This is a genomic window from Mesorhizobium sp. CNPSo 4688 (genome assembly GCF_057784295.1).
Genome location: NZ_JBWLUY010000017.1, coordinates 76,056 through 95,894 on the forward strand (window position 1 = coordinate 76,056; position 19,839 = coordinate 95,894).

Here is a 19,839-nt window from a genome sequence, read left to right on the forward strand (position 1 = left end):
GGCTCACGGGCCGACGTATCGCTCTCAGCGATCAGCGGAGCCCGCCGCTCACGCGCCGGGCTCCTCCCTTTTGTCGTCACCGATCACGCATGCGCGTGCGGGTGACGGAAGTCCCAGACTGCCCAGGCCGATGCGAGAACCACCAGCACGCCGAGAACCACATGGGTCCCCATTGCGTTTGCGTTCGCCATAAAACCAAGCAGCCAGGGCGAGACGATCAGCCAGAGTCCGAGAACCATGTTCACCCACTCTTCCCACTCGGCGAATACGGAAAGCGTCGCGACAGCCAAGGCCCCGATCACAACGCCGACAATCCAGGCGTTATATGCGGGAGTCATTTCAGCAGCGAAGCCGACTACCCAGGGTGAGATGAACAAGCAAACGGCAAGGATCAGATTAATCAGATCCTGGGCCCGTTTTCCTTCCATGAGTTTATTGGCCATGACAACCTCCATAGAGAAGCTTGACCAAAGCACTACGTTTCGCGTGCACCGCACGCTTAGTTGTTGATATAATTACGCTTCAAATGACCTTCAAGGACCTGCCCCAGGGCGGTCGATGGCTGCGAATTCATAGCGCAGTACACCGAAACAGGGTCGAGGCAGCCCCGGCCTCTTGAGGGAATGCGGCGCGCGCCTCACATGGGCCGCTTGTCGCCGGTCTTCGGTGGTTCGCGGCGTATCGTGCCGGCATCGGTCTGCCTGTGCTTGTCGGCGGCAAGCCGGCGAATGCGATCGAAGCGGCTTTCCTCGGCCGGCTTGGTCGCGGGCACAGCATTCGGCTTCGGGGCGAAATTGATCATCTGTCGATCTCCCTGTCGTTGCTGACTGCTGACTGACGGAAATCCTTGGGCGCGCCGGGGAAATGCCCCCGGCGGCCGCTGTTCTGTTTACGCCCGTCCGGCTTTCCCGGGCAGGCCTTTCAGGCGGGTGGTCAGTAGCCGCCCATGCCGCCGCCAGCGCCCGCAGGTGCTGCATCCTTGGCCGGGACGTCGGTGATCATGGCTTCGGCGGTGATCAAAAGCGCTGCGATCGAACCGGCATCCTGCAGTGCGGTGCGCACCACTTTCGCCGGGTCGACGATGCCGGCCTTGATCATGTCGACATAGACCTCGTTCTGGGCATCAAAGCCCTGATTGTGATCCTTGCTGTCGGACAGCTTGCCGACGACGATCGAGCCTTCGACGCCGGAATTCTCGGCGATCTGGCGGATCGGCGCTTCGAGTGCCCTGAGCACGATCGAAATGCCGGCGGTCACATCGTCATTGGCGCCGGTCAGTCCGGCCAGAGCCGACCTGGCACGCAGCAGTGCGACGCCGCCACCGGGGACGATGCCTTCTTCCACTGCCGCGCGCGTGGCGTTCAGTGCGTCGTCGATGCGGTCCTTCTTTTCCTTCACTTCCGACTCGGTGACGCCACCGACGCGGATGACGGCAACGCCGCCGGCGAGCTTGGCCAGCCGCTCCTGCAGCTTCTCCTTGTCATAGTCGGACGTCGTCTCTTCGATCTGCCCCTTGATCTGGGCGATGCGCGCCTGGATGGTCGCCTTGGTGCCGGCGCCGTCGATGATCGTGGTGGTGTCCTTCTCGATCAGCACCCGCTTGGCGCGGCCGAGCATCTCGATGGTGACGTTTTCGAGCTTGATGCCGAGATCCTCGGAAATCATCTGGCCCGATGTCAGCACCGCGATGTCTTCCAGCATCGCCTTGCGGCGGTCGCCGAAGCCTGGCGCCTTGACGGCCGCGACCTTGAGGCCGCCGCGCAGTTTGTTGACGACCAACGTCGCCAGCGCTTCGCCCTCCACGTCTTCCGAAATGATCAGCAGCGGCCGGCCGCTCTGCACCACCGCCTCAAGGATCGGCAGCATCGCCTGCAGATTGCCGAGCTTCTTCTCGTGGATGAGAACGTAAGGCTCTTCCAGTTCGACGCGCATCTTGTCGGCATTGGTGACGAAATAGGGCGAGAGATAGCCGCGGTCGAACTGCATGCCTTCGACGACGTCGAGTTCGGTGTCGGCGGTCTTGGCCTCCTCGACGGTGATGACGCCGTCATTGCCGACCTTGTCCATCGCCTTGGCGATCATGGCGCCGACGGTGGCGTCGCCATTGGCGGCGATGGTGCCGACCTGGGCGATCTCGGCCGACGACTTAACCTTCTTGGCCTTCGCCTTGATGTCTTTGACCACGGCGGCGACAGCCTGGTCGATGCCGCGCTTGAGGTCCATCGGGTTCATGCCGGCGGCAACGAGCTTGGCGCCTTCGCGCAGAATCGAGGCGGCCAACACGGTGGCAGTGGTGGTGCCGTCACCCGCAAGGTCGTTGGTCTTCGAGGCCACTTCGCGCACCATCTGCGCGCCCATGTTCTCGAACTTGTCGGCAAGCTCGATTTCCTTGGCGACGGTGACGCCGTCCTTGGTGATGCGCGGCGCGCCATAGGCCTTGTCGATGATGACGTTGCGGCCCTTGGGGCCGAGCGTGACCTTCACCGCATTGGTGAGGATCTCGACGCCGCGCAGCATGCGGTCGCGCGCATCGGTGGAGAATTTGATTTCCTTGGCAGACATTTTTTATCCAGTTCGTTCAGAGGGAGTGAGGTCAGGCAGCTTTCTTGGCGGCCGCGGTCTTCTCGATGACGCCCATGATGTCGGCTTCCTTCATGATCAGAAGGTCCTCGCCGTCGATCTTGACCTCGGTACCCGACCATTTGCCGAACAGGATGGTGTCGCCAGCCTTGACGTCGAGCGGAACAAGCGCGCCATTTTCGTCGCGTGCGCCAGGCCCAACGGCGATGACTTCGCCTTCCTGCGGCTTTTCCTTGGCATTGTCGGGGATGATGATGCCGCCCTTGGATTTGATATCACCTTCGGCGCGCCGAATGACGACGCGATCGTGGAGTGGCCGAAACTTCATGAGAACTTCTTTCTGGGGCCGGCATAGGCGGCCGCGTCTCTCATATAGGCGCTCTGGCACTCGATAGATAGGAGTGCCAAAAATTATTCGCGGGGCAGCTCAGAATATTAAAAAGTATTATGTGGCCCGCGGATTTCCAGATATCGCGCTCCGTTTAAATAATTCAAAAAATTGAATTTCTGCGCCAAAGCGACTATTTATATGGAAAGTTTCATTTCAACGGTTTCAGGCACAAGGGAGATTTAAGCGATGGCCGACGGCAATCAGAGTATCATGGAAAAAGCTGAGGCCCGCTTCATGGACAAGCAGAAGAAGACGGCCGAGCGCAACAAGGCAACCTCCGACTACATGTCCGAGGCGAGGGCTAGGGAGATCAAGACCGCGAGGCTCAGGGGATTGCGCCTGGCCAAGGAAGAGGCCGACCGCGTTGAGGAAGCCTTGAACCCGACACCGAAGAAGAAGCGGGCGGCAGTCAAGAAAGCCGCCGCCGCACCCAAGGGAGCCAAGTCATGAGCCTGACATTCCCCAATCCAAGCCGCAGCTATGACGAGGCCGGCAAGCGTATCCGCTTTGTCGGCCATGATGGCATGTTCCAGATTTCCTTCTCTGTCGCTGCCGATGCAATCTCGAAGGCGCCATCTGGGACGGCGACCTCGGAAGCCACCTATCTGGCCGCCTTCGATACGGCGTCCAACTCCATCCATGACATCGCCAGCAAGGCGTATGCGCGCACCCGCAAGAGCATATATGTGCTCACCGCCGCCGATTTCAGCTAACGCTCGCCTGTGATCGACCTGGATCAGGATTTGCGGTCGGCTTTTGCCCGCCGCTTGACGTCCCGGCTGTTCAGGCGGTCGGCCATCGCCTCGGCATCGCGCACATTCATGCCGACCATGACCTGATGCTTGAGCTCGACAGGCTGGCCGGTGAAGATGTCGAAGATAGTCCAGCTCTCAGGCTGGTCCATGCGCAAGGCGTAGCGGTTTGCCATCGCGGCGTCAGGCCCGTGACATGAAAAATGCCGCCGCCAGGATCAGGATCGTCCAGACCAGCACCGACAGCTTCAAGATCAGGCCGCCATGCGCGGAAAGAACCTTCCGCATGCGCAAAGCTGCGCTGTTCATGCTCTTGGACAGCGTGGGTGCTGCCGCAATCACGACCGGCGGCTTGACGCCGAGCTTTCCAAAAGCCGGCAGCAGCGATGGCGTTCGCATGAAATGACCTCGAATTGTCGGAGAAAACAGGCCTCCTCATAACACCCTTCTTGAAACTCCCTGCATGCCAAATAAAAACCGGTCCCTGAAACGGCCATGCCGCCCGATTCGCAACTTGCAGCGGGCCGGCCGTTGTCTGGCGAAACCGGTGCAACGCAGTTAGGTTGCGCGCGAAACTGCCGGCGAGCGTGAAGTTTGTTCCAGAGCATGATGCCGAAAAGTGTGAAACGGTTTCGGATGACATCATGCTCTTAGGCGTGACAGGCGAACGGAGACGAGGATGACGGCGCCCGGCGATTTGCTGCAAGCCTTGTTCATGAGATTGAAGAGCGACGCCTCGCTGACGGCGCTGCTCGGCGGCGCCGGGTTGCGCGAGCAGGCGGCCGACAGTGCCGCTTTCCCCTATGTCACCTATGGCCGGACCAGCGCTTTCGATCTCGACACCGGCGCCGACAATGATGCCGACCAGCTAATCACGCTGCATGTCTGGTCGAAGGCGCAAGGCGAGGCCGAGACGCGTCTGATCATGGACAGCATCCGGGCGCGCCTCGACGGCGCTGCATTCGCCACCGGTTCGCGCGAGCAGACCCGACTGTCCCTCGAGTTCGCCGAGGCCCGCTACGACGAGGACCTCGCGCTCCATCACGGGCTGCTGCGAATTCGCGCCATCACGCAGAGCGCTACCTAGAGCGTTTTCACCGTTTCACGGAAACGGCGAACCGCTCTATCTCTTTGTTTGACGCAATTCCCAAGGGAAAGCGCTTCACACTTTTCCTGGAATTGCTCTAAATCTGCGCCTGGATCTCGGCCTTGTCGATGACCGACCACACCTCGCGAATGCGACCCTCTCCGAATTCGTAGAAAACATTCTCGGCGAACGACACGCGCTTGCCATTCACCGGCAGGCCGAACAGCATTCCCTTGGGACGACAGTCGAAATGCAGGCGCGCCGCCACGCGCGGTGGTTGGCAGACCAGCAGTTCGATGTTGAAACCGAGATCGGGAATGGCCTCGAAATCGCCTTCGAGCATGCGGCGATAACCTGAAAGGCCGAGCATTTCGCCATTGTGCTGAACTTCATCGCCGACAAACTTTCCGAGATTGGCCCAGTCCTGGGCATTCAGGCAGGCGATGTAGCCCCGGTAGAGGTCGGCAAGATCATTATCCGTCATGGCCCACTCCGATGGTTTGGCGTTTCCTACGCTAATTAGGGCGCCCGTGAGAATGGTCGCACCTTGACCTCTTCCCAATCCCATCCACGACTTGAGAGCCTATTCGCAAAAACCATAGCCGCGCTGCCGGTTTTCCGGCTATGAATCCCATGCCCGGTCTGAGGGGACTAGGCGGCAAGATCGCATTCATTCGTTTCGCGCGCAGGGGATATTGCGGGGATGGGTTTTCAACCATTCACCGTTCATTTCACGTTCAGCACAGTTGCGTTACAACGCCGTCCATGAAAACGCTTCGCTCTCATTTCAGAACCGCGACACTGGCGCTTGGCATCGCCTCCGTGTTGGCGTCGCAGGCGACGCCGGCGGCCGCGGCCGACTGCTACGCGATCGGCCAGCAGGTTGCCGAGCAGAATGGCGGCACACTGGCCAAGGCCTCGCAGTCGACGCGTGGCGGCCAGGAGGTCTGCGTCATCGTCGTGCTCGTTCCTGGCAAGAACGGTCAGCGCCCGCGCCGTTCCGAGATCGTCGTCCCGGCGAACTGACCCCATTGTTTCCCAGGCCGCCGGAATCGGCCTATATCTGAGACATCAACAGGCCTGACCAATCATGCGCGTACTCGTTGTCGAAGATGACAAGGATCTGAACCGGCAGCTGGCCGACGCGCTGGTCGATGCCGGCTATGTCGTCGACCGCGCCTATGACGGCGAGGAGGGCCATTTCCTCGGCGACACCGAGCCTTACGACGCCGTCGTGCTCGACATCGGCTTGCCGCAGATGGACGGCATCAGCGTCGTCGAGCGCTGGCGTCGCAACGGCCGCAAGATGCCTGTGCTGATCCTGACCGCGCGCGACCGCTGGAGCGACAAGGTATCGGGCATCGACGCCGGCGCCGACGACTATGTCACCAAGCCGTTCCACATCGAGGAGGTGCTGGCGCGGGTGAGGGCGCTGATCCGGCGCGCCGCCGGCCATGCTTCATCCGAACTCACTTGCGGGCCGCTGCGCCTCGACACCAAGGCCTCCAAGGCCGATGTCGACGGTCAGCCGCTGAAGCTGACCTCGCACGAGTTTCGACTGCTGGCCTATCTGATGCACCATATGGGCGAGGTGGTGTCGCGCACCGAACTGGTCGAGCATCTTTACGACCAGGACTTCGACCGCGATTCCAACACCATCGAGGTCTTCGTCGGCCGGCTGCGCAAGAAGATGGGCATCGACATGATCGAAACCGTGCGCGGCATGGGCTATCGCATGCGTGAGCCGGAGGCGTAAGGCGGAACCGCTCCCCATACCAGCAAGGAAGCCTTTTTCGGCACGGCTCTGGCCGCGCTCGCTGGCCTTCCGCGTCATCGGCTTTTCCACCATCTGGGCGATCCTCACCCTGATCGTCATCTTCACCCTGATCACTACGCTCTACCGCCAGGCCAGCGAGCGCGGCTTCGACAGCCTCTTGTCGGCGCACCTGTTCAACCTGATCGGCTCCGTCGGCGTTTCCGAATCCGGCCAGCTCACCGGTGCTCCCGACCTCGGCGACCTGCGCTTCTCGGAGCCGAATTCAGGCTGGTACTGGTCGGTGGAGCCGGCTTCCGAAGGGGTGCATGGCAACCTTCATTCGTCCTCGATGACCACGACGATCCCGTCGCCAACCGTAGTCGAGGTGCCTTTCAATTCCAGTTTCCAGCGCAGCTATTCCACCGACGGCATCGGCGACGAGGAACTGCAAGTGTTCGAAAGCGAATTCGTCCTCGACGCCAAGAACCGCGCCGCGCGCTTCCGCGTCATGGGCAACAAGACCGAGCTCGAGCAGGAGATCGCCACCTTCCAGCGCCGCCTCTTAACCTATCTCAGCCTGTTCGGCGTCGGCATGATCGCTATCAACGCCATCGCCATCCTGCTTGGCCTGCAGCCCTTGCGCCGGGTTCGCAACGCGCTTGCAATGGTCCGCGAGGGCACGGCGCAGCGGCTCGACGGCCAGTTCCCGGCCGAAATCGAGCCGCTTGCCAACGAGACCAATGCGCTGATCGAAAACAACAAGCGCATCGTCGAGCGCTCACGCACACAGGTCGGCAATCTCGCCCATTCGCTGAAGACGCCGCTCGCCGTGCTGATCAATGAGGGGCGGGCGCTCGGCGGCGCCAAGGGCCAGCTCATCGCCGACCAGGCCGCCTCGATGCAGAAGCAGGTCGATCACTATCTGCAGCGGGCCCGCGTCGCCGCGCAGCGCGACAGCGTCGTCTACCGCACGCCGGTGACGCCGCTGGTGCAGCGCATGGTGCGCGTGCTGCAAAAGCTCAAGCCTGATGTCAGTCTGTCGCTTGTCTTGCCGGCCGCCGATATCGTCTTTGCCGGCGAGCGCGAGGATCTAGAGGAACTGCTCGGCAATCTGCTCGACAATGCCATGAAATGGGCAAAGAGCACTGTCGCTGTGTCCGTCACGCCGGCCGGCGCCGCCGGCTTGTTCGAGATCGCGATCGAGGATGACGGCTCTGGCATTCCCGAGGACAAGGCGCGCGATGCGCTGAAACGAGGCCGGCGCCTCGACGAGACCAAGCCAGGCACCGGGCTCGGACTTGCCATTGTTGCCGACCTCGTCAACGAGTATGGCGGCGCTCTGGCGCTGGACCGCTCCGCCATGGGCGGGCTGAAGGCGGTGGTGCGCTTGCGGAGCCTGCAATGATGCATTTCCAGGGCCAATCGACATGACTGGGCGCCTGTGTTATGGCGACCTGTCGATTGCTCCTCGGATGGTCGGCAAACGGCCAAATTTCCGACAAATATCAATACTATGGCCAGCAGACATCCTCGATGACGCGGCCCCAAGCGCATCCCGTTCAAGAAAACCGGTTGTTGGCATGAAGATTCGCGTTGCGCTCGTTTCCGCACTGCTCGCTCTCTCCGGCTGCGGAACCCTGAGCAAGGGCGGCGGCCCGGATATCTCCATCACCAACCCGCCCGCGACGCCTCCTTCAGGCGCCAAAGTCGCGACGACGATCATTTCGGCCATGGCCGGCGGGCTCGTCGGCGGATCGATCGGCAGTGGCCTGAACGAGACCGAGAAGCGCAAGGCGCTCGAGGCGGAATACAAGGCGCTCGAATACACGGCGAGCGGCCAGAAGGTGACGTGGAAGAGCGACAGTTCGGCCCATTCCGGCGAAGTCGTCGCCGCCCAGCCGTATCGCGTCGGCTCGCAGGATTGCCGCCAATACACCCATACGGTGTTCACCGGCACGGCCGGCCAGACCGCGCGTGGCACCGCCTGCCGCAACGCTGACGGCAGCTGGACGCCGCTGACCTGAGTATCCGGTCCGGCTGATTGGGACCGGGCTTGTTTGCTCGCTGCCGTCAAAGCGTCGCAGTGTGTCTGTGTTGGCAGAGCAGGGCTCTCGCTCTATTGGAAGAACCATGCTGTTCTGGGTCATAGCCGCAATCCTCACGCTGGGTGCAAGCCTGGCGGTGCTGCTGCCGCTGACCGGCGGCGGCAGGGGCGCTTCGACCAGCAATGACCATGACCTCGAAGTCTATCGCGACCAACTGGCCGAGCTTGAGCGCGACGTCTCACGCGGCCTGATCCAGCCGGCGGAAGCCGAGGAGGCGCGTGCCGAAATCGCCCGCCGCATCCTTCGCCTGGGCAATACCAGTCAAGCCGATGCGCCTGGCATGCCGCAGCCGTCGCGAGCGGCCAGGCTGGTGGCGACATCTGCGGTGCTGGTGGTCCCGCTGCTCAGCTGGGGCCTGTACAGTCAGCTTGGCTCGCCCGATTTGCCGTCGCAGCCGCTTGCCGAACGGCTGGCCAAGAACCCCGCCGATTCCTCCGTCGATGAACTGGTGGCGCGCGCCGAGGCCCATCTTGCCGCCAATCCGTCCGATGGCAGGGGATGGGACGTGCTCGCCCCGATCTATCTGCGCCTGCAGCGCTTTTCCGATGCCGTGACCGCCTATCGCAACGCCATCCGCCTCGATGGCGACACCGCTACCCGCGAGGCTGGTCTCGGCGAGGCGATCGCCAATGCTGCAGGCGGCATTGTCTCGGCCGATGCGCAATCGGCTTTCGAACAGGCGTTGAGGCTCGACCCGGCAAACCCGAAAGCCTCTTTCTACCTGGCCATGGCGCTGGCGCAGGAAGGCCGTCTGGCGGAGGCGACCGCTGCCTGGCAGAAGATGCTCGGCCTCCTGCCGCAGGATTCGCCATGGCGCGATGCCGTCCAACAGGCGCTGGCCGATGCTGCCAACCGCAGCGTCGCGTCAGGAGAGCCCGCGAAAGGCCCCGATGCCGCAGCCGTCGATGCTGCCTCGTCCATGGCGCCGCAGGACAGGCAGGCCATGATCGACACCATGGTCGCCGGCCTCGATGAAAAACTGCGGCAAAATCCGCGCGACACGGAAGGATGGATGCGGCTCATTCGTTCCTATGTGGTGCTGGGCAAGGCCGACCAGGCGCGCGACGCGCTGCATCGCGGTATTGCCGTTTTCGGCGCCGATAGTGAGGAAGCGAAGAAATTCACCGCCTTTGCCGCCTCGCTCGGCCTGACGGCGACGGAGTAGGGCATGACGCGCAAGCAGAAGCGATTGTCGGTGATTGTCGGAGGGCTGGCCTTCCTCGGCGCTGCCACCGGGCTGACCTTCTATTCGCTCGGCCAAAAAGCTTCGTATTTCTACATGCCTGCCGACCTGACCACCGCCAGCGTCCAGCCGGGACAGCGCATCAGGCTCGGCGGCCTCGTCGAAAAGGGCACGGTCGTGCGCGGGCAGGGCGCGACGGTTGCCTTCTCGGTCACCGACACCCACAAATCGGTCAAGGTCACCTATACCGGCATCCTGCCCGATCTGTTCCGCGAGGAGCAGGGCGTCATCACCGAAGGCGCTTTCGGGACGGATGGCGTCTTCGTCGCCGACAGCGTGCTGGCCAAGCATGACGAGCGCTACATGCCCAAGGAAGTGGCCGATGGGCTGAAGGCCAAGGGCGTCTGGCAGGAAAGCACGAACTGACAATGGTTGAGACCGGACATTTCGCGCTCGTCCTCGCTTTCGCCCTGTCGCTGGTGCAGACGCTGGTGCCGCTCATCGGCGCCCGTACCGGCAATCAGAGGCTGATGGCTGTCGGCGGCCCGGTCACCGTCACCGGCTTTGCGCTCACAGCGCTTTCCTTCGCAGCACTTGCCGGCGCCTATGCCGCCTCCGATTTCTCGGTGGCCAGCGTTTGGGAAAACTCGCATTCGCTGCAGCCGCTGATCTACAAGATCACCGGAACCTGGGGCAATCACGAAGGCTCGATGCTGCTCTGGGTGCTGATCCTGACCTTCTTCGGCGCGCTGGTCGCCGTCTTCGGCTCCAATTTGCCGGCAACGCTGCGGGCCAATGTGCTGGCTGTGCAAGGGGCGATCGGCGCCACCTTCTTCCTGTTCATTCTGGCGACGTCCAATCCGTTCATCCGGCTCAATCCGGCGCCGATCGAAGGCCGCGATCTCAACCCGGTCCTGCAGGACCTCGGCCTCGCCATACACCCGCCGCTGCTCTATCTCGGCTATGTCGGCTTCTCCATATGCTTTTCCTTCTCGGTCGCGGCCCTCATTGAAGGCCGCATCGATGCCTCTTGGGCGCGCTGGGTGCGGCCATGGACGCTTGTCGCCTGGATGTTTCTGACCGGCGGCATCGCCATGGGCTCCTACTGGGCCTATTACGAGCTCGGCTGGGGCGGCTTCTGGTTCTGGGATCCGGTCGAGAACGCCTCCTTCATGCCGTGGCTGGCAGGCACCGCGCTCTTGCATTCGGCGATCGTCATGGAGAAGCGCTCGGCGCTCAAGATCTGGACGCTGCTGCTCGCCATCCTCACCTTCTCGCTGTCGCTGCTCGGCACCTTCCTGGTGCGCTCCGGCGTGCTCACCTCGGTGCATGCCTTTGCCACCGACCCGACGCGTGGCATCTTCATCCTGTGCATATTGACGTTGTTCATCGGCGGCTCGCTGGCGTTGTTTGCGCTGCGCGCCTCCAGGCTTACGGCCGGCGGCCTGTTCCACCCGATCTCGCGCGAAGGCGCGCTGGTGCTCAACAATCTGTTCCTGACAACGGCCACCACCACCGTGCTCGTCGGCACGCTCTATCCGCTGGTGGTCGAGGCGCTTTCGACCGGCAAGATCTCGGTCGGCGCGCCGTTCTTCAACCTGACATTCGGCCCGCTGATGGTGCCGCTGCTGGTCCTGGTCCCCTTTGGGCCGCTGCTTGCCTGGAAGCGCGGTGACCTCTATGCCGTCGCCCAGCGTCTGATGGCCGCTTTCGCCGCCGCCCTTTTGTCCATGCTGGTCACCGGTCTGTTCATCGACGGCGCATCGGTGTTCGCCGCCCTTGGCGTCGGCCTCGCCTGCTGGCTGGTCTGCGGCGCGGTCACCGACCTTGCCGTCAAATCCGGCTTCGGCAATGTGTCGCCGGCCATCATGCTGCGCCGTTTCGCCGGCCTGCCGCGTTCGGTCTTCGGCACCGCCCTGGCCCATCTCGGCCTTGGGCTGACGACGCTCGGCATTGTCGGCACGCTGTGCTTCGGCACCGAAAAAATCCTGTCGATGCATGCCGGCGAGAGCGTCGAACTCTCCGGCCACACGCTGCGCTTCGAGGGGCTCTACCCCGCGCAGGGCCCGAACTATAGCGAGGACCGCGGCCGCTTTTCGCTGATCGGGGCTGATGGCGCCGTTTCGGCTGAAATCACCTCGGCCAAGCGCTTCTTTCCGGTGCGGCAGACGACGACGACCGAATCCGGCATCGAGACGATCGGCTTCAGCCAGCTCTATCTGTCGCTCGGCGACGAGGGCACCGACGGTTCGGTCGTCGTGCGCCTGTGGTGGAAGCCGCTGGTGACGCTGATCTGGGGCGGTGCTCTGGTGATGATGGCGGGCGCGGCAATGTCGCTGTTCGACCGCCGCCTGCGTGTCGGCGCGCCCTCGCGCCGCCGCAAGCCGGCAGCTGCCATGCCATCGGCAGGCCTGCCGTGAGCACCAGGTTCTCGCTGGCCTCGCTCGTCCTGCTGCTGACGCTGTTGTTCGCCGGCGCGGCGCAAGCAGTGAAACCCGACGAGGTTCTCGCCGACCCGGCGCTCGAAGCGCGGGCGCGTGTCTTGTCGGAAGGCCTGCGCTGCATGGTCTGCCAGAACCAGTCGATCGACGAATCGGATGCAGACCTTGCCCGTGACCTGCGCATCCTGGTGCGCCAGCGCCTCGTTGCCGGCGATACCGATCAGCAGGTGATGGACTATATCGTGTCGCGCTACGGCGAGTTCGTGCTGTTGAAGCCGCGCTTCAGCCCGCGCAACGCCTTGCTCTGGGGCACGCCGGTGCTTCTGCTGCTGATCGGGGGCGTCTTCATCGTGCTCACCACGCGCTCCCGTCGCTCGCTGGCGACCAAGGCGTTGAGTGCCGAGGAACAGGCCGCGCTGGACACCATCCTTCGGCGGGACTGAACAGCCGCCAACATTACAAAACTTTCATGCTTCGGAAATGGCGCCGTAATGTGCGCCTCGCTATTCCTCTTGTCCGAGGATGCTCTGCCTGAGCCGCATCCAGTGAAAAGAGGATACGAGATCCATGTCTATTGCCCCCAATTCATATTCCCGCACCCGCAAGCGCCTGTTGGCCGCCGCCGCTTCGCTCGCCATTGCCGGCGCCATCGGCTTCGGTGCCGTTGCCACCGGCACGGCCCCTGTTCTGGCTGACGCCGTCCGGGTCGAAGCGCCGCAGGTGCCGGGCTTTGCCGATGTCGTCGAGCGCGTTTCGCCGGCCGTGGTCAGCGTCAAGGTCAAGGCCAAGATCGAACCTGCCGCCGATGACGGTTCCGAACAGTCCGATGATCCGGACGGCATGAACAACCTGCCCGACAATCCGCAGCTGCGCCAGTTCTTCAAGCAATTCCGCGGCTTTGGCGATCAGAACGGCCAAGGCGGCGGCAACCGTCGCTTCAGCCATCGCGACCACAACAACGACCAGCCCCGCCCGGTGGCGCAGGGTTCGGGCTTCTTCATCTCCGATGACGGCTATCTCGTCACCAACAACCATGTCGTCGAGGAAGGCTCTGCCTTCACCGTGGTGATGAATGACGGCAAGGAACTCGACGCCAAGCTGATCGGCACCGATCCGCGCACCGATCTGGCCGTGCTCAAGGTCGACGGCGTCGGCAAGTTCACCTATGTCGACTTCGCCGACGATTCCAAGGTTCGCGTCGGCGACTGGGTGGTGGCTGTCGGCAATCCGTTCGGCCTTGGCGGCACCGTGACCGCCGGCATCGTCTCGGCCCGTGGCCGCGACATCGGCGCCGGCCCTTATGACGACTTCATCCAGATCGACGCCTCGGTCAACCGCGGCAATTCTGGCGGACCGACCTTCAACCTCAACGGCCAGGTCGTCGGCATCAACACCGCGATCTTCTCGCCCTCGGGCGGCAGCGTCGGCATCGCCTTCGACATCCCGGCCTCGACCGCCAAGCAGGTTGTGCAGGATCTTATGAAGAGCGGCTCGGTGCAGCGTGGCTGGCTCGGCGTCGAAATCCAGCCGGTCACGCCGGATATCGCCGAATCGCTGGGCTTGAAGTCGCAGAACGGGGCTCTGGTCTCCAGCGCCCAGGACGGCGGTCCCGGCAAGAAGGCCGGCATCACCGCCGGTGACGTGATCACCCAGGTCGAAGGCAAGGACGTTGCATCGCCGAAGGAACTGGCTCGCCTGATCGGTGCCTATTCGCCCGGCAAGTCGGTCGACGTCACCGTGTGGCGCGACGGCAAGAGCGAGACGATCAAGGTCGACCTCGGCACGCTGCCGTCCACCGACAAGCAGGCCTCGGCCGACCCGCAGCAGCCTGCAGCACCGGCAAAGCCGGCCGCGCTGGCCGATCTCGGCCTCACAGTCACCAAGTCGGAGAACGGCAAGGGTCTGGTGGTGACCGATGTCGACCCCGACAGCGATGCCGCCGACCGCGGCATCCAGCCCGGCGATGTCATCACGTCGGTCAATTCGACGGAGGTGAACGGCACCGAGGACGTCGCCAAGGCGATGGCCGATGCGGTCAAGTCCGGCCGCAAGGCGGTGCTGATGCAGATCACCCGCGATGACTCGAACCGCTTCGTCGCGCTGCCGGTCGCCAAGGGCTGACATCGAACACTTTTCCAGTGCGGCGGTTTCAACACCCCCGAGCTGCCGCACGGGAAAGCAAGGGGCCGAACGCGTTAGTCAGTCATCGTGTTCTGCCCCCGGCGGCAGCGGGCCCCCATCGCCCGCTGCCGCTCTAACAGCAAAGTTTCACGCTCATGGCGGCCCCTCAATCTTCCAGCGAAATCGCGTATAACGGCTCTATGAAGATTCTCGTCATAGAAGACGATCGCGAGGCGGCCGACTACATGCAGAAGGCCTTTGCAGAGGCCGGACACACCGCCCATGTCGCCGGCGACGGCGAAACCGGCTTCGCGCTTGCCGATGCCGGCGACTATGACGTGATGGTGGTCGACCGTATGATGCCGCGCCGCGACGGGCTCTCCGTCATTGCCGGCCTGCGCTCGCGCGGCAACACCACGCCGGTGCTGATCCTGTCGGCGCTGGGCGAGGTCGATGACCGCGTCACGGGCTTACGCGCCGGCGGCGACGACTATCTGACCAAGCCCTATGCCTTTTCCGAATTGCTCGCCCGCGTCGAGGTGCTGAACCGCCGCGCCAGCGCCAGGGAAGCCGAAACCGTCTACCGGGTAGGCGACCTCGAACTCGACCGTCTCTCTCATTCCGTGAAGCGCGCCGCGCGCGAGATCACGCTGCAGCCGCGCGAATTCCGCCTGCTCGAATATTTGATGCGCCATGCCGGCCAGGTGGTGACACGCACCATGCTGCTCGAAAATGTCTGGGACTATCATTTCGATCCGCAGACCAACGTCATCGACGTGCATGTCTCGCGCCTGCGCGGCAAGATCGAGAAGGGTTTCGACAAGCCGATCCTGCACACCGTCCGCGGCGCCGGCTATATGCTGAAGAGCTAGAGCATGATCCCAAAAAGTGGGTACCGGTTTTTTGGAAAAGATCATGCTCCAACAAAGGGGTAGATCATGATGAGATTTCAACCAAATCTCATCATGATCTAGACATCCATGGCTCTTTCCTTGCCGGCCATCATGAGAACGACGGCGGCGCGGCTTTCGGCGCTTTATTTCCTGCTTTTTGCGCTCTGTGCCGTGCTGCTCGTCTTCTACATGACGTCGCTATCGGCGCGCATGCTGACCGGCCAGACCCAGCAGACGATCAATGACGAGGTGCTGGGCCTGGCGCGAGCCTATCAGCGCGGCGGCCTGCCGGTGCTGGTGCGCGTCGTCGAGCAGCGCTCGCGCCAGCCCGGCGCCAATCTCTATCTGATCGCCGATGCCAACGGTCAGATCCTGACCGGCAACGTGCAAAGCCTGGAGCCGGGCGTGCTCGAGACCGACGGCTGGACGACCGAGCCATTCTCCTACCGGCGCTTCGGCGAGGGCGAGCTCGAGCGGCAGCGCAATCAGGCTGCCGACCCCAACGGGGCGCAGCCCGGCGAGCCCGAAATTCAGGTGGAAGGCGAGAAGGGCCACAACGCCATCGCCCTGGTGCTCAGGCTACCCAACCAGATGATAATGCTTGTCGGCCGCGATCTCGGCGAGCCCGAGCGCTTCCGTGCCGTCATCCGCCGCGCCCTGATGCTGGCGCTCGGCATGATGGGACTGGGCGGGCTGCTGATCTGGTTCTTTGTCGGCCGCGCGGCGCTGAAGCGCATCGACAGCGTCTCGGAGGCGAGCCGCCGCATCATGGGCGGCGACCTCACCGGCAGGCTGCCGGTGACCGGTGCCGGCGACGAGTTCGACCGCCTGTCGGAGAATCTCAACACCATGCTGGCCAGGATTGCGACGCTGAACGAAGGCCTGAAGCAGGTCTCCGACAACATCGCCCATGATTTGAAGACGCCGCTGACCAGGCTGCGCAACCGCGCCGAGGCCACGCTTTCGGGCAAGCACAAGACCGCTGACTATCGGCAGGCACTGGAGGGCACGATTGCCGAGTCCGACCAGCTGATTAAGACCTTTAACGCCATCCTGATGATCTCCAGGCTGGAGGCGGGCTATTCCTCGGAAAGCACCGGCAAGGTCGATCTCGCCGCCGCAGTGCGCGATGTGGTCGAACTCTACGAGCCGGTGGCGGAGGAGGCGGGTGTCGCACTTGAGACGAATATCCAGGGGGATTTCGCCGTCAACGGCAATCGAGAGCTGATCGGCCAGGCGCTGTCCAACATTGTCGACAATGCGATCAAATACTCCACCGATTCGACCGAAAAGCCGGCAGTGCATGTGACGCTCCAACGCCTCGGTCACGACATACGGCTTTCCGTCGCCGACAATGGCCAGGGCATCCCCGACGATGCCGACCGCGCCAGGGTGACCGAGCGATTCGTGCGGCTGGAAAAGAGCCGCTCGCAGCCGGGGTCCGGCCTCGGCCTCAGCCTCGCCAAGGCGATCATGACGTTCCACAATGGCAAGCTCGAACTTCTGCCCGCCAATCCCGGATTGTCCGTTATCATGAGTTTCCCGGTGCGGGAGGACCATTGATGGCGGTGAGAATGGCTGCGAAACCGATCGAGACCGAATGGCAGTTTCAACTGGCGGCAAAGCTCGCGCCGCTGGATGGGAGCCGCGCCCGGCGCAAACTGTCGGAGCTCGCCGCCGAAGCCGTGGACGAGAACCTGCCGCGGCTGGCGAAGTTTTTGGGCGACAAGGGTGCCGTCCAGGATTTTCTCGCCGCCGTCTTCGACCTCTCACCCTTCCTGCGCGATGTCGCGCGCCGCCGGCCGCAAATCCTCGACGCGCTGTTTGATGATGGTGTCGAGGCCAGGCTGCTCAGCATTGCCGAAGCGATCGGCAATGCTGCCTTTGCCGAGACCGTTTCGGAATCCAGCCTGATGATGGAGCTCAGGCAATGGAAGGCGGAGGCGCACTTCCTGATTGCGCTTGCGGACCTCTCCGGCGAGGCCGATGCCGCGCTGACGGTCAGGCGCCTCAGCGATCTCGCCGATACCTGCACTCGCGCCGCCGTCGACTTCCTGCTGCGCGAGGCGCACAGCCAGGGCAAGCTCAAACTGCCGGATCCCAACAATCCGGCGGAGCAGTCCGGCTGGATTCTGCTCGGCATGGGCAAACTCGGCGCCCATGAACTGAATTTTTCCTCCGACATCGACCTTGTTGTCTTCTTCGACCCGGATGCGAAGGCGATCGTCGATCCGCTCGACGCCACCGAGCTGTTTGCACGCCTGACCCGCAGGCTGGTGCGCATCCTCCAGGACCGCACCGAGCATGGCTATGTCTTCCGAACGGATCTCAGGCTGCGACCCGACCCCGGTTCGACGCCGCTGGCGATCCCGGTCGAGGCAGCGCTCCGCTATTACGAGGCGCGCGGCCAGAACTGGGAGCGCGCCGCCATGATCAAGGCGCGCCCCGTGGCCGGCGATCTCGCCGCCGGCGAAGCATTCCTGCGGGAGCTACAGCCCTATGTCTGGCGCAAATACATGGACTACGCGGCAATCGCCGACGTCCATTCGATCAAGCGCCAGATCCATGCCCACAAGGGCCATGGCGAAATCGCGGTGAAGGGCCACAACGTCAAGCTCGGCCGTGGCGGCATTCGCGAGATAGAGTTCTTCGTCCAGACCCAGCAGCTGATCGCCGGCGGCCGTTTTCCCGAACTGCGCGGACGCGAGACCGTGCCGATGCTGGGTGCGCTGGCGGCGCGCGGCTGGATCACCGCCGATGCCCGCGACACGCTCACCCGCCAATACTGGTTCCTGCGCCGCGTCGAACATGCCATCCAGATGGTCGCCGACGAGCAGACGCACATCCTGCCGGACGATGATGAAGGGCTGGAACGCATCGCTCATATGCTGGGCTTTGCCGACGCCGCCATATTTTCCGAAACTTTTCGCGCGGCTTTGCATGAGGTCGAGCGCCATTACGCTGCGCTGTTCGAAACAGCTCCGGAACTGTCGGCAGGCGTCGGCAATCTGGTCTTTACCGGCGATGTCGACGATCCTGACACGCTGCGGACCTTGCACGGGCTCGGCTTCAAGCGGCCGAGCGACATCTGCCGCGTCATTCGCGGCTGGCATTTCGGCCGCTACCGCGTCACCCAGTCGGCTGAAGCGCGTGAGCGGCTGACCGAACTGACACCGGCGCTGCTCAAAGCCTTCGGCCAGACGCGCCGGGCCGACAAGGCTTTGGTGCGCTTCGACGAATTCCTCGCCGGTCTGCCCGCCGGCATCCAGCTGTTTTCGCTGCTGCAGTCCAATCCCGCTTTGCTGAAGCTGATGGCGACCATCATGGGTGCCGCGCCCCGGCTGGCTGCGATCATCACCAAGCGCCCGCATGTCTTCGACGGTCTGCTCGATCCGGCGCTGCTGAACGAACTGCCCAACCGCGCCTATCTGTCGGCGCGGCTTGCGGCTTTCATCGAAGGCGACAGGGCCTATGAGGACGTGCTCGATCGTCTGCGCATCTTTGCCTCCGAGCAGAAGTTCCTGATCGGTGTACGCCTGCTCGCCGGCTCGATCACCCCGAGCCGTGCTGGCCGTGCCTTTTCCGACCTCGCCGACCTGACCATCGACGCCGCACTGCAGGCAGTGACGGCCGAATTCGCACTCCGCCATGGCCGTATCGCCGGCGGCACGGTGTCGCTGCTCGGCATGGGCAAGCTCGGCAGCCGCGAATTGACGGCCGGCTCAGACGTCGACCTCATCCTGCTCTACGACCACGACGCCGATGCCGAGGAATCCGACGGCGACAAGCCGCTGGCGCCGTCGCATTACTACACCAGGATGACGCAGCGGTTGATCGCAGCCGTCTCTGCGCCGACCGCCGAGGGCGTGCTCTACGAACTCGACCTGCGCTTGCGGCCATCCGGCAACAAAGGGCCGGTGGCGACCCATGTCGACGCCTTCAAGAAATACCAGCGCCAGGAAGCCTGGACCTGGGAGCACATGGCGCTGGCCCGGGCCCGCGCCATTGGCGGCGACGCGGCACTGTGCGCCGAGGTCGAAACCGAGGTGGCGGCACTTCTGGCCTTGCCGCGCGATGTCGACAAGGTGAAGGCCGAGGCATCCGAGATGCGCGCGCTGATCGAGAAGGAAAAATCGCCGCGCGATCTCTGGGACATCAAGCTGATCCCGGGCGGCCTGATAGACCTCGAATTCATCGCGCAGGTGGCCGTCATCACCGGTCAGGTCGAAGCCGGCGGAAGGCTGACCGCTACCGGCGAAATCCTGTCGCATCTGGTGCCGGATTTCGTTGACGCCGATGTCAGGCAAGAGCTTTGCGAAGCCTACCAACTTTATCTGGCGCTGACCCAGATGACGCGGCTTTGCCTCACCGGTGCCTTCGAACGTGACGACGTTCCGCCGGGATTGTCGGATCTGCTTCTGGCGGTGACTGACCTGCCGGATTTCGGTGTGCTGGAAGCACATCTCAAGGAAACGTCGCAAAAGGTCAGAAAAGACTTCGACCTTTTGCTTCGTACGAAAGGGTCGTGAG

General features: G+C 63.3%; 22 protein-coding genes. 15 read left to right on the forward strand and 7 right to left on the reverse strand.

Features of this window, described 5'->3' with window-relative positions; translation table 11 throughout:
• Positions 1–83: 83 nt before the first annotated feature.
• The 4 genes from AC04SH_RS27350 to AC04SH_RS27365 form a co-directional block, all read right to left on the reverse strand.
• Positions 84–443 (reverse strand): SPW repeat protein, encoded by a 360-nt coding sequence (locus AC04SH_RS27350; RefSeq protein ID WP_142866629.1) that lies wholly within the window; start codon positions 441–443, stop codon positions 84–86.
• A 194-nt stretch (positions 444–637) separates the two neighbouring features.
• Positions 638–802: a hypothetical protein gene (locus AC04SH_RS27355; RefSeq protein ID WP_477234187.1), complete on the reverse strand. Its 165-nt coding sequence runs from the start codon at positions 800–802 to the stop codon at positions 638–640.
• A 131-nt stretch (positions 803–933) separates the two neighbouring features.
• Positions 934–2,562: a chaperonin GroEL gene (groL, locus tag AC04SH_RS27360; RefSeq protein ID WP_488577309.1), complete on the reverse strand. Its 1,629-nt coding sequence runs from the start codon at positions 2,560–2,562 to the stop codon at positions 934–936.
• A gap of 31 nt (positions 2,563–2,593) precedes the next feature.
• Complete coding sequence (locus AC04SH_RS27365; protein WP_488577310.1) at positions 2,594–2,908, reverse strand: co-chaperone GroES; 315 nt, start codon at positions 2,906–2,908, stop codon at positions 2,594–2,596.
• Between the two features lie 249 nt (positions 2,909–3,157).
• Here AC04SH_RS27365 and AC04SH_RS27370 point away from each other — a divergent pair, with 249 nt between their 5' ends.
• Both AC04SH_RS27370 and AC04SH_RS27375 read left to right on the forward strand, forming a co-directional pair.
• Complete coding sequence (locus AC04SH_RS27370) at positions 3,158–3,421, forward strand: hypothetical protein (RefSeq protein WP_488577311.1); 264 nt, start codon at positions 3,158–3,160, stop codon at positions 3,419–3,421.
• A complete protein-coding gene (locus AC04SH_RS27375) occupies positions 3,418–3,684 on the forward strand; it encodes a DUF1488 family protein (RefSeq protein ID WP_142866625.1) in 267 nt (88 codons plus the stop codon). The genes AC04SH_RS27370 and AC04SH_RS27375 overlap by 4 nt, the downstream gene beginning before the upstream one ends.
• Positions 3,685–3,707: 23 nt before the next feature.
• On the opposite strand, the gene AC04SH_RS27380 is transcribed toward AC04SH_RS27375, so the two are convergent.
• Positions 3,708–3,899, reverse strand: a complete 192-nt coding sequence (locus AC04SH_RS27380) for a hypothetical protein (RefSeq protein ID WP_477234196.1) — start codon at positions 3,897–3,899, stop codon at positions 3,708–3,710.
• Positions 3,900–3,906: 7 nt separating this feature from the next.
• Positions 3,907–4,122 carry a hypothetical protein gene (locus tag AC04SH_RS27385; protein ID WP_192256604.1) on the reverse strand — a complete coding sequence of 72 codons (216 nt, stop codon included), beginning with the start codon at positions 4,120–4,122 and terminating at the stop codon, positions 3,907–3,909.
• 280 nt (positions 4,123–4,402) lie between these two features.
• Here AC04SH_RS27385 and AC04SH_RS27390 point away from each other — a divergent pair, with 280 nt between their 5' ends.
• Complete coding sequence (locus AC04SH_RS27390; protein ID WP_488577312.1) at positions 4,403–4,810, forward strand: DUF3168 domain-containing protein; 408 nt, start codon at positions 4,403–4,405, stop codon at positions 4,808–4,810.
• Between the two features lie 97 nt (positions 4,811–4,907).
• Here the strand turns inward: AC04SH_RS27390 and AC04SH_RS27395 are convergent, their stop codons facing one another.
• A complete protein-coding gene (locus AC04SH_RS27395; protein ID WP_488577313.1) occupies positions 4,908–5,294 on the reverse strand; it encodes an ester cyclase in 387 nt (128 codons plus the stop codon).
• A gap of 281 nt (positions 5,295–5,575) precedes the next feature.
• On the opposite strand from AC04SH_RS27395, the gene AC04SH_RS27400 reads away from it, so the two are divergent.
• The 12 genes from AC04SH_RS27400 to AC04SH_RS27455 all read left to right on the forward strand — a co-directional run bounded on the left by AC04SH_RS27400 (position 5,576) and on the right by AC04SH_RS27455 (position 19,838).
• Complete coding sequence (locus AC04SH_RS27400) at positions 5,576–5,836, forward strand: hypothetical protein (protein WP_488577314.1); 261 nt, start codon at positions 5,576–5,578, stop codon at positions 5,834–5,836.
• A gap of 64 nt (positions 5,837–5,900) precedes the next feature.
• Positions 5,901–6,566: a response regulator transcription factor gene (locus AC04SH_RS27405; protein WP_112564177.1), complete on the forward strand. Its 666-nt coding sequence runs from the start codon at positions 5,901–5,903 to the stop codon at positions 6,564–6,566.
• Positions 6,550–7,971, forward strand: a complete 1,422-nt coding sequence (locus tag AC04SH_RS27410; RefSeq protein WP_488577315.1) for an ATP-binding protein — start codon at positions 6,550–6,552, stop codon at positions 7,969–7,971. The genes AC04SH_RS27405 and AC04SH_RS27410 overlap by 17 nt, the downstream gene beginning before the upstream one ends.
• A 175-nt stretch (positions 7,972–8,146) precedes the next feature.
• Positions 8,147–8,590 carry an RT0821/Lpp0805 family surface protein gene (locus tag AC04SH_RS27415; protein WP_142866619.1) on the forward strand — a complete coding sequence of 148 codons (444 nt, stop codon included), beginning with the start codon at positions 8,147–8,149 and terminating at the stop codon, positions 8,588–8,590.
• 106 nt (positions 8,591–8,696) lie between these two features.
• Positions 8,697–9,836, forward strand: coding sequence for a c-type cytochrome biogenesis protein CcmI (gene ccmI / locus AC04SH_RS27420; RefSeq protein WP_488577316.1), 1,140 nt, complete (start codon positions 8,697–8,699; stop codon positions 9,834–9,836).
• Positions 9,837–9,839: 3 nt separating this feature from the next.
• Positions 9,840–10,280, forward strand: coding sequence for a cytochrome c maturation protein CcmE (gene ccmE / locus AC04SH_RS27425; RefSeq protein ID WP_488577317.1), 441 nt, complete (start codon positions 9,840–9,842; stop codon positions 10,278–10,280).
• A 2-nt stretch (positions 10,281–10,282) separates the two neighbouring features.
• Positions 10,283–12,274, forward strand: a complete 1,992-nt coding sequence (locus tag AC04SH_RS27430) for a heme lyase CcmF/NrfE family subunit (protein ID WP_488577318.1) — start codon at positions 10,283–10,285, stop codon at positions 12,272–12,274.
• Positions 12,271–12,738: a cytochrome c-type biogenesis protein gene (locus AC04SH_RS27435; RefSeq protein ID WP_488577319.1), complete on the forward strand. Its 468-nt coding sequence runs from the start codon at positions 12,271–12,273 to the stop codon at positions 12,736–12,738. Before AC04SH_RS27430 ends, AC04SH_RS27435 begins: the two co-directional genes overlap by 4 nt.
• A gap of 124 nt (positions 12,739–12,862) precedes the next feature.
• Positions 12,863–14,416 (forward strand): Do family serine endopeptidase, encoded by a 1,554-nt coding sequence (locus AC04SH_RS27440; protein ID WP_488577320.1) that lies wholly within the window; start codon positions 12,863–12,865, stop codon positions 14,414–14,416.
• A 200-nt stretch (positions 14,417–14,616) separates the two neighbouring features.
• On the forward strand, positions 14,617–15,288 hold the full coding sequence (locus tag AC04SH_RS27445) for a response regulator transcription factor (RefSeq protein ID WP_142866613.1): 672 nt from the start codon (positions 14,617–14,619) through the stop codon (positions 15,286–15,288).
• Positions 15,289–15,396: 108 nt separating this feature from the next.
• Positions 15,397–16,872 (forward strand): sensor histidine kinase, encoded by a 1,476-nt coding sequence (locus AC04SH_RS27450; protein WP_488577321.1) that lies wholly within the window; start codon positions 15,397–15,399, stop codon positions 16,870–16,872.
• 11 nt (positions 16,873–16,883) lie between these two features.
• The gene (locus AC04SH_RS27455) at positions 16,884–19,838 is read left to right on the forward strand and encodes a bifunctional [glutamine synthetase] adenylyltransferase/[glutamine synthetase]-adenylyl-L-tyrosine phosphorylase (RefSeq protein WP_488577322.1); all 2,955 of its coding nucleotides are present in this window, start codon (positions 16,884–16,886) and stop codon (positions 19,836–19,838) included.
• Position 19,839 lies beyond the last annotated feature (1 nt).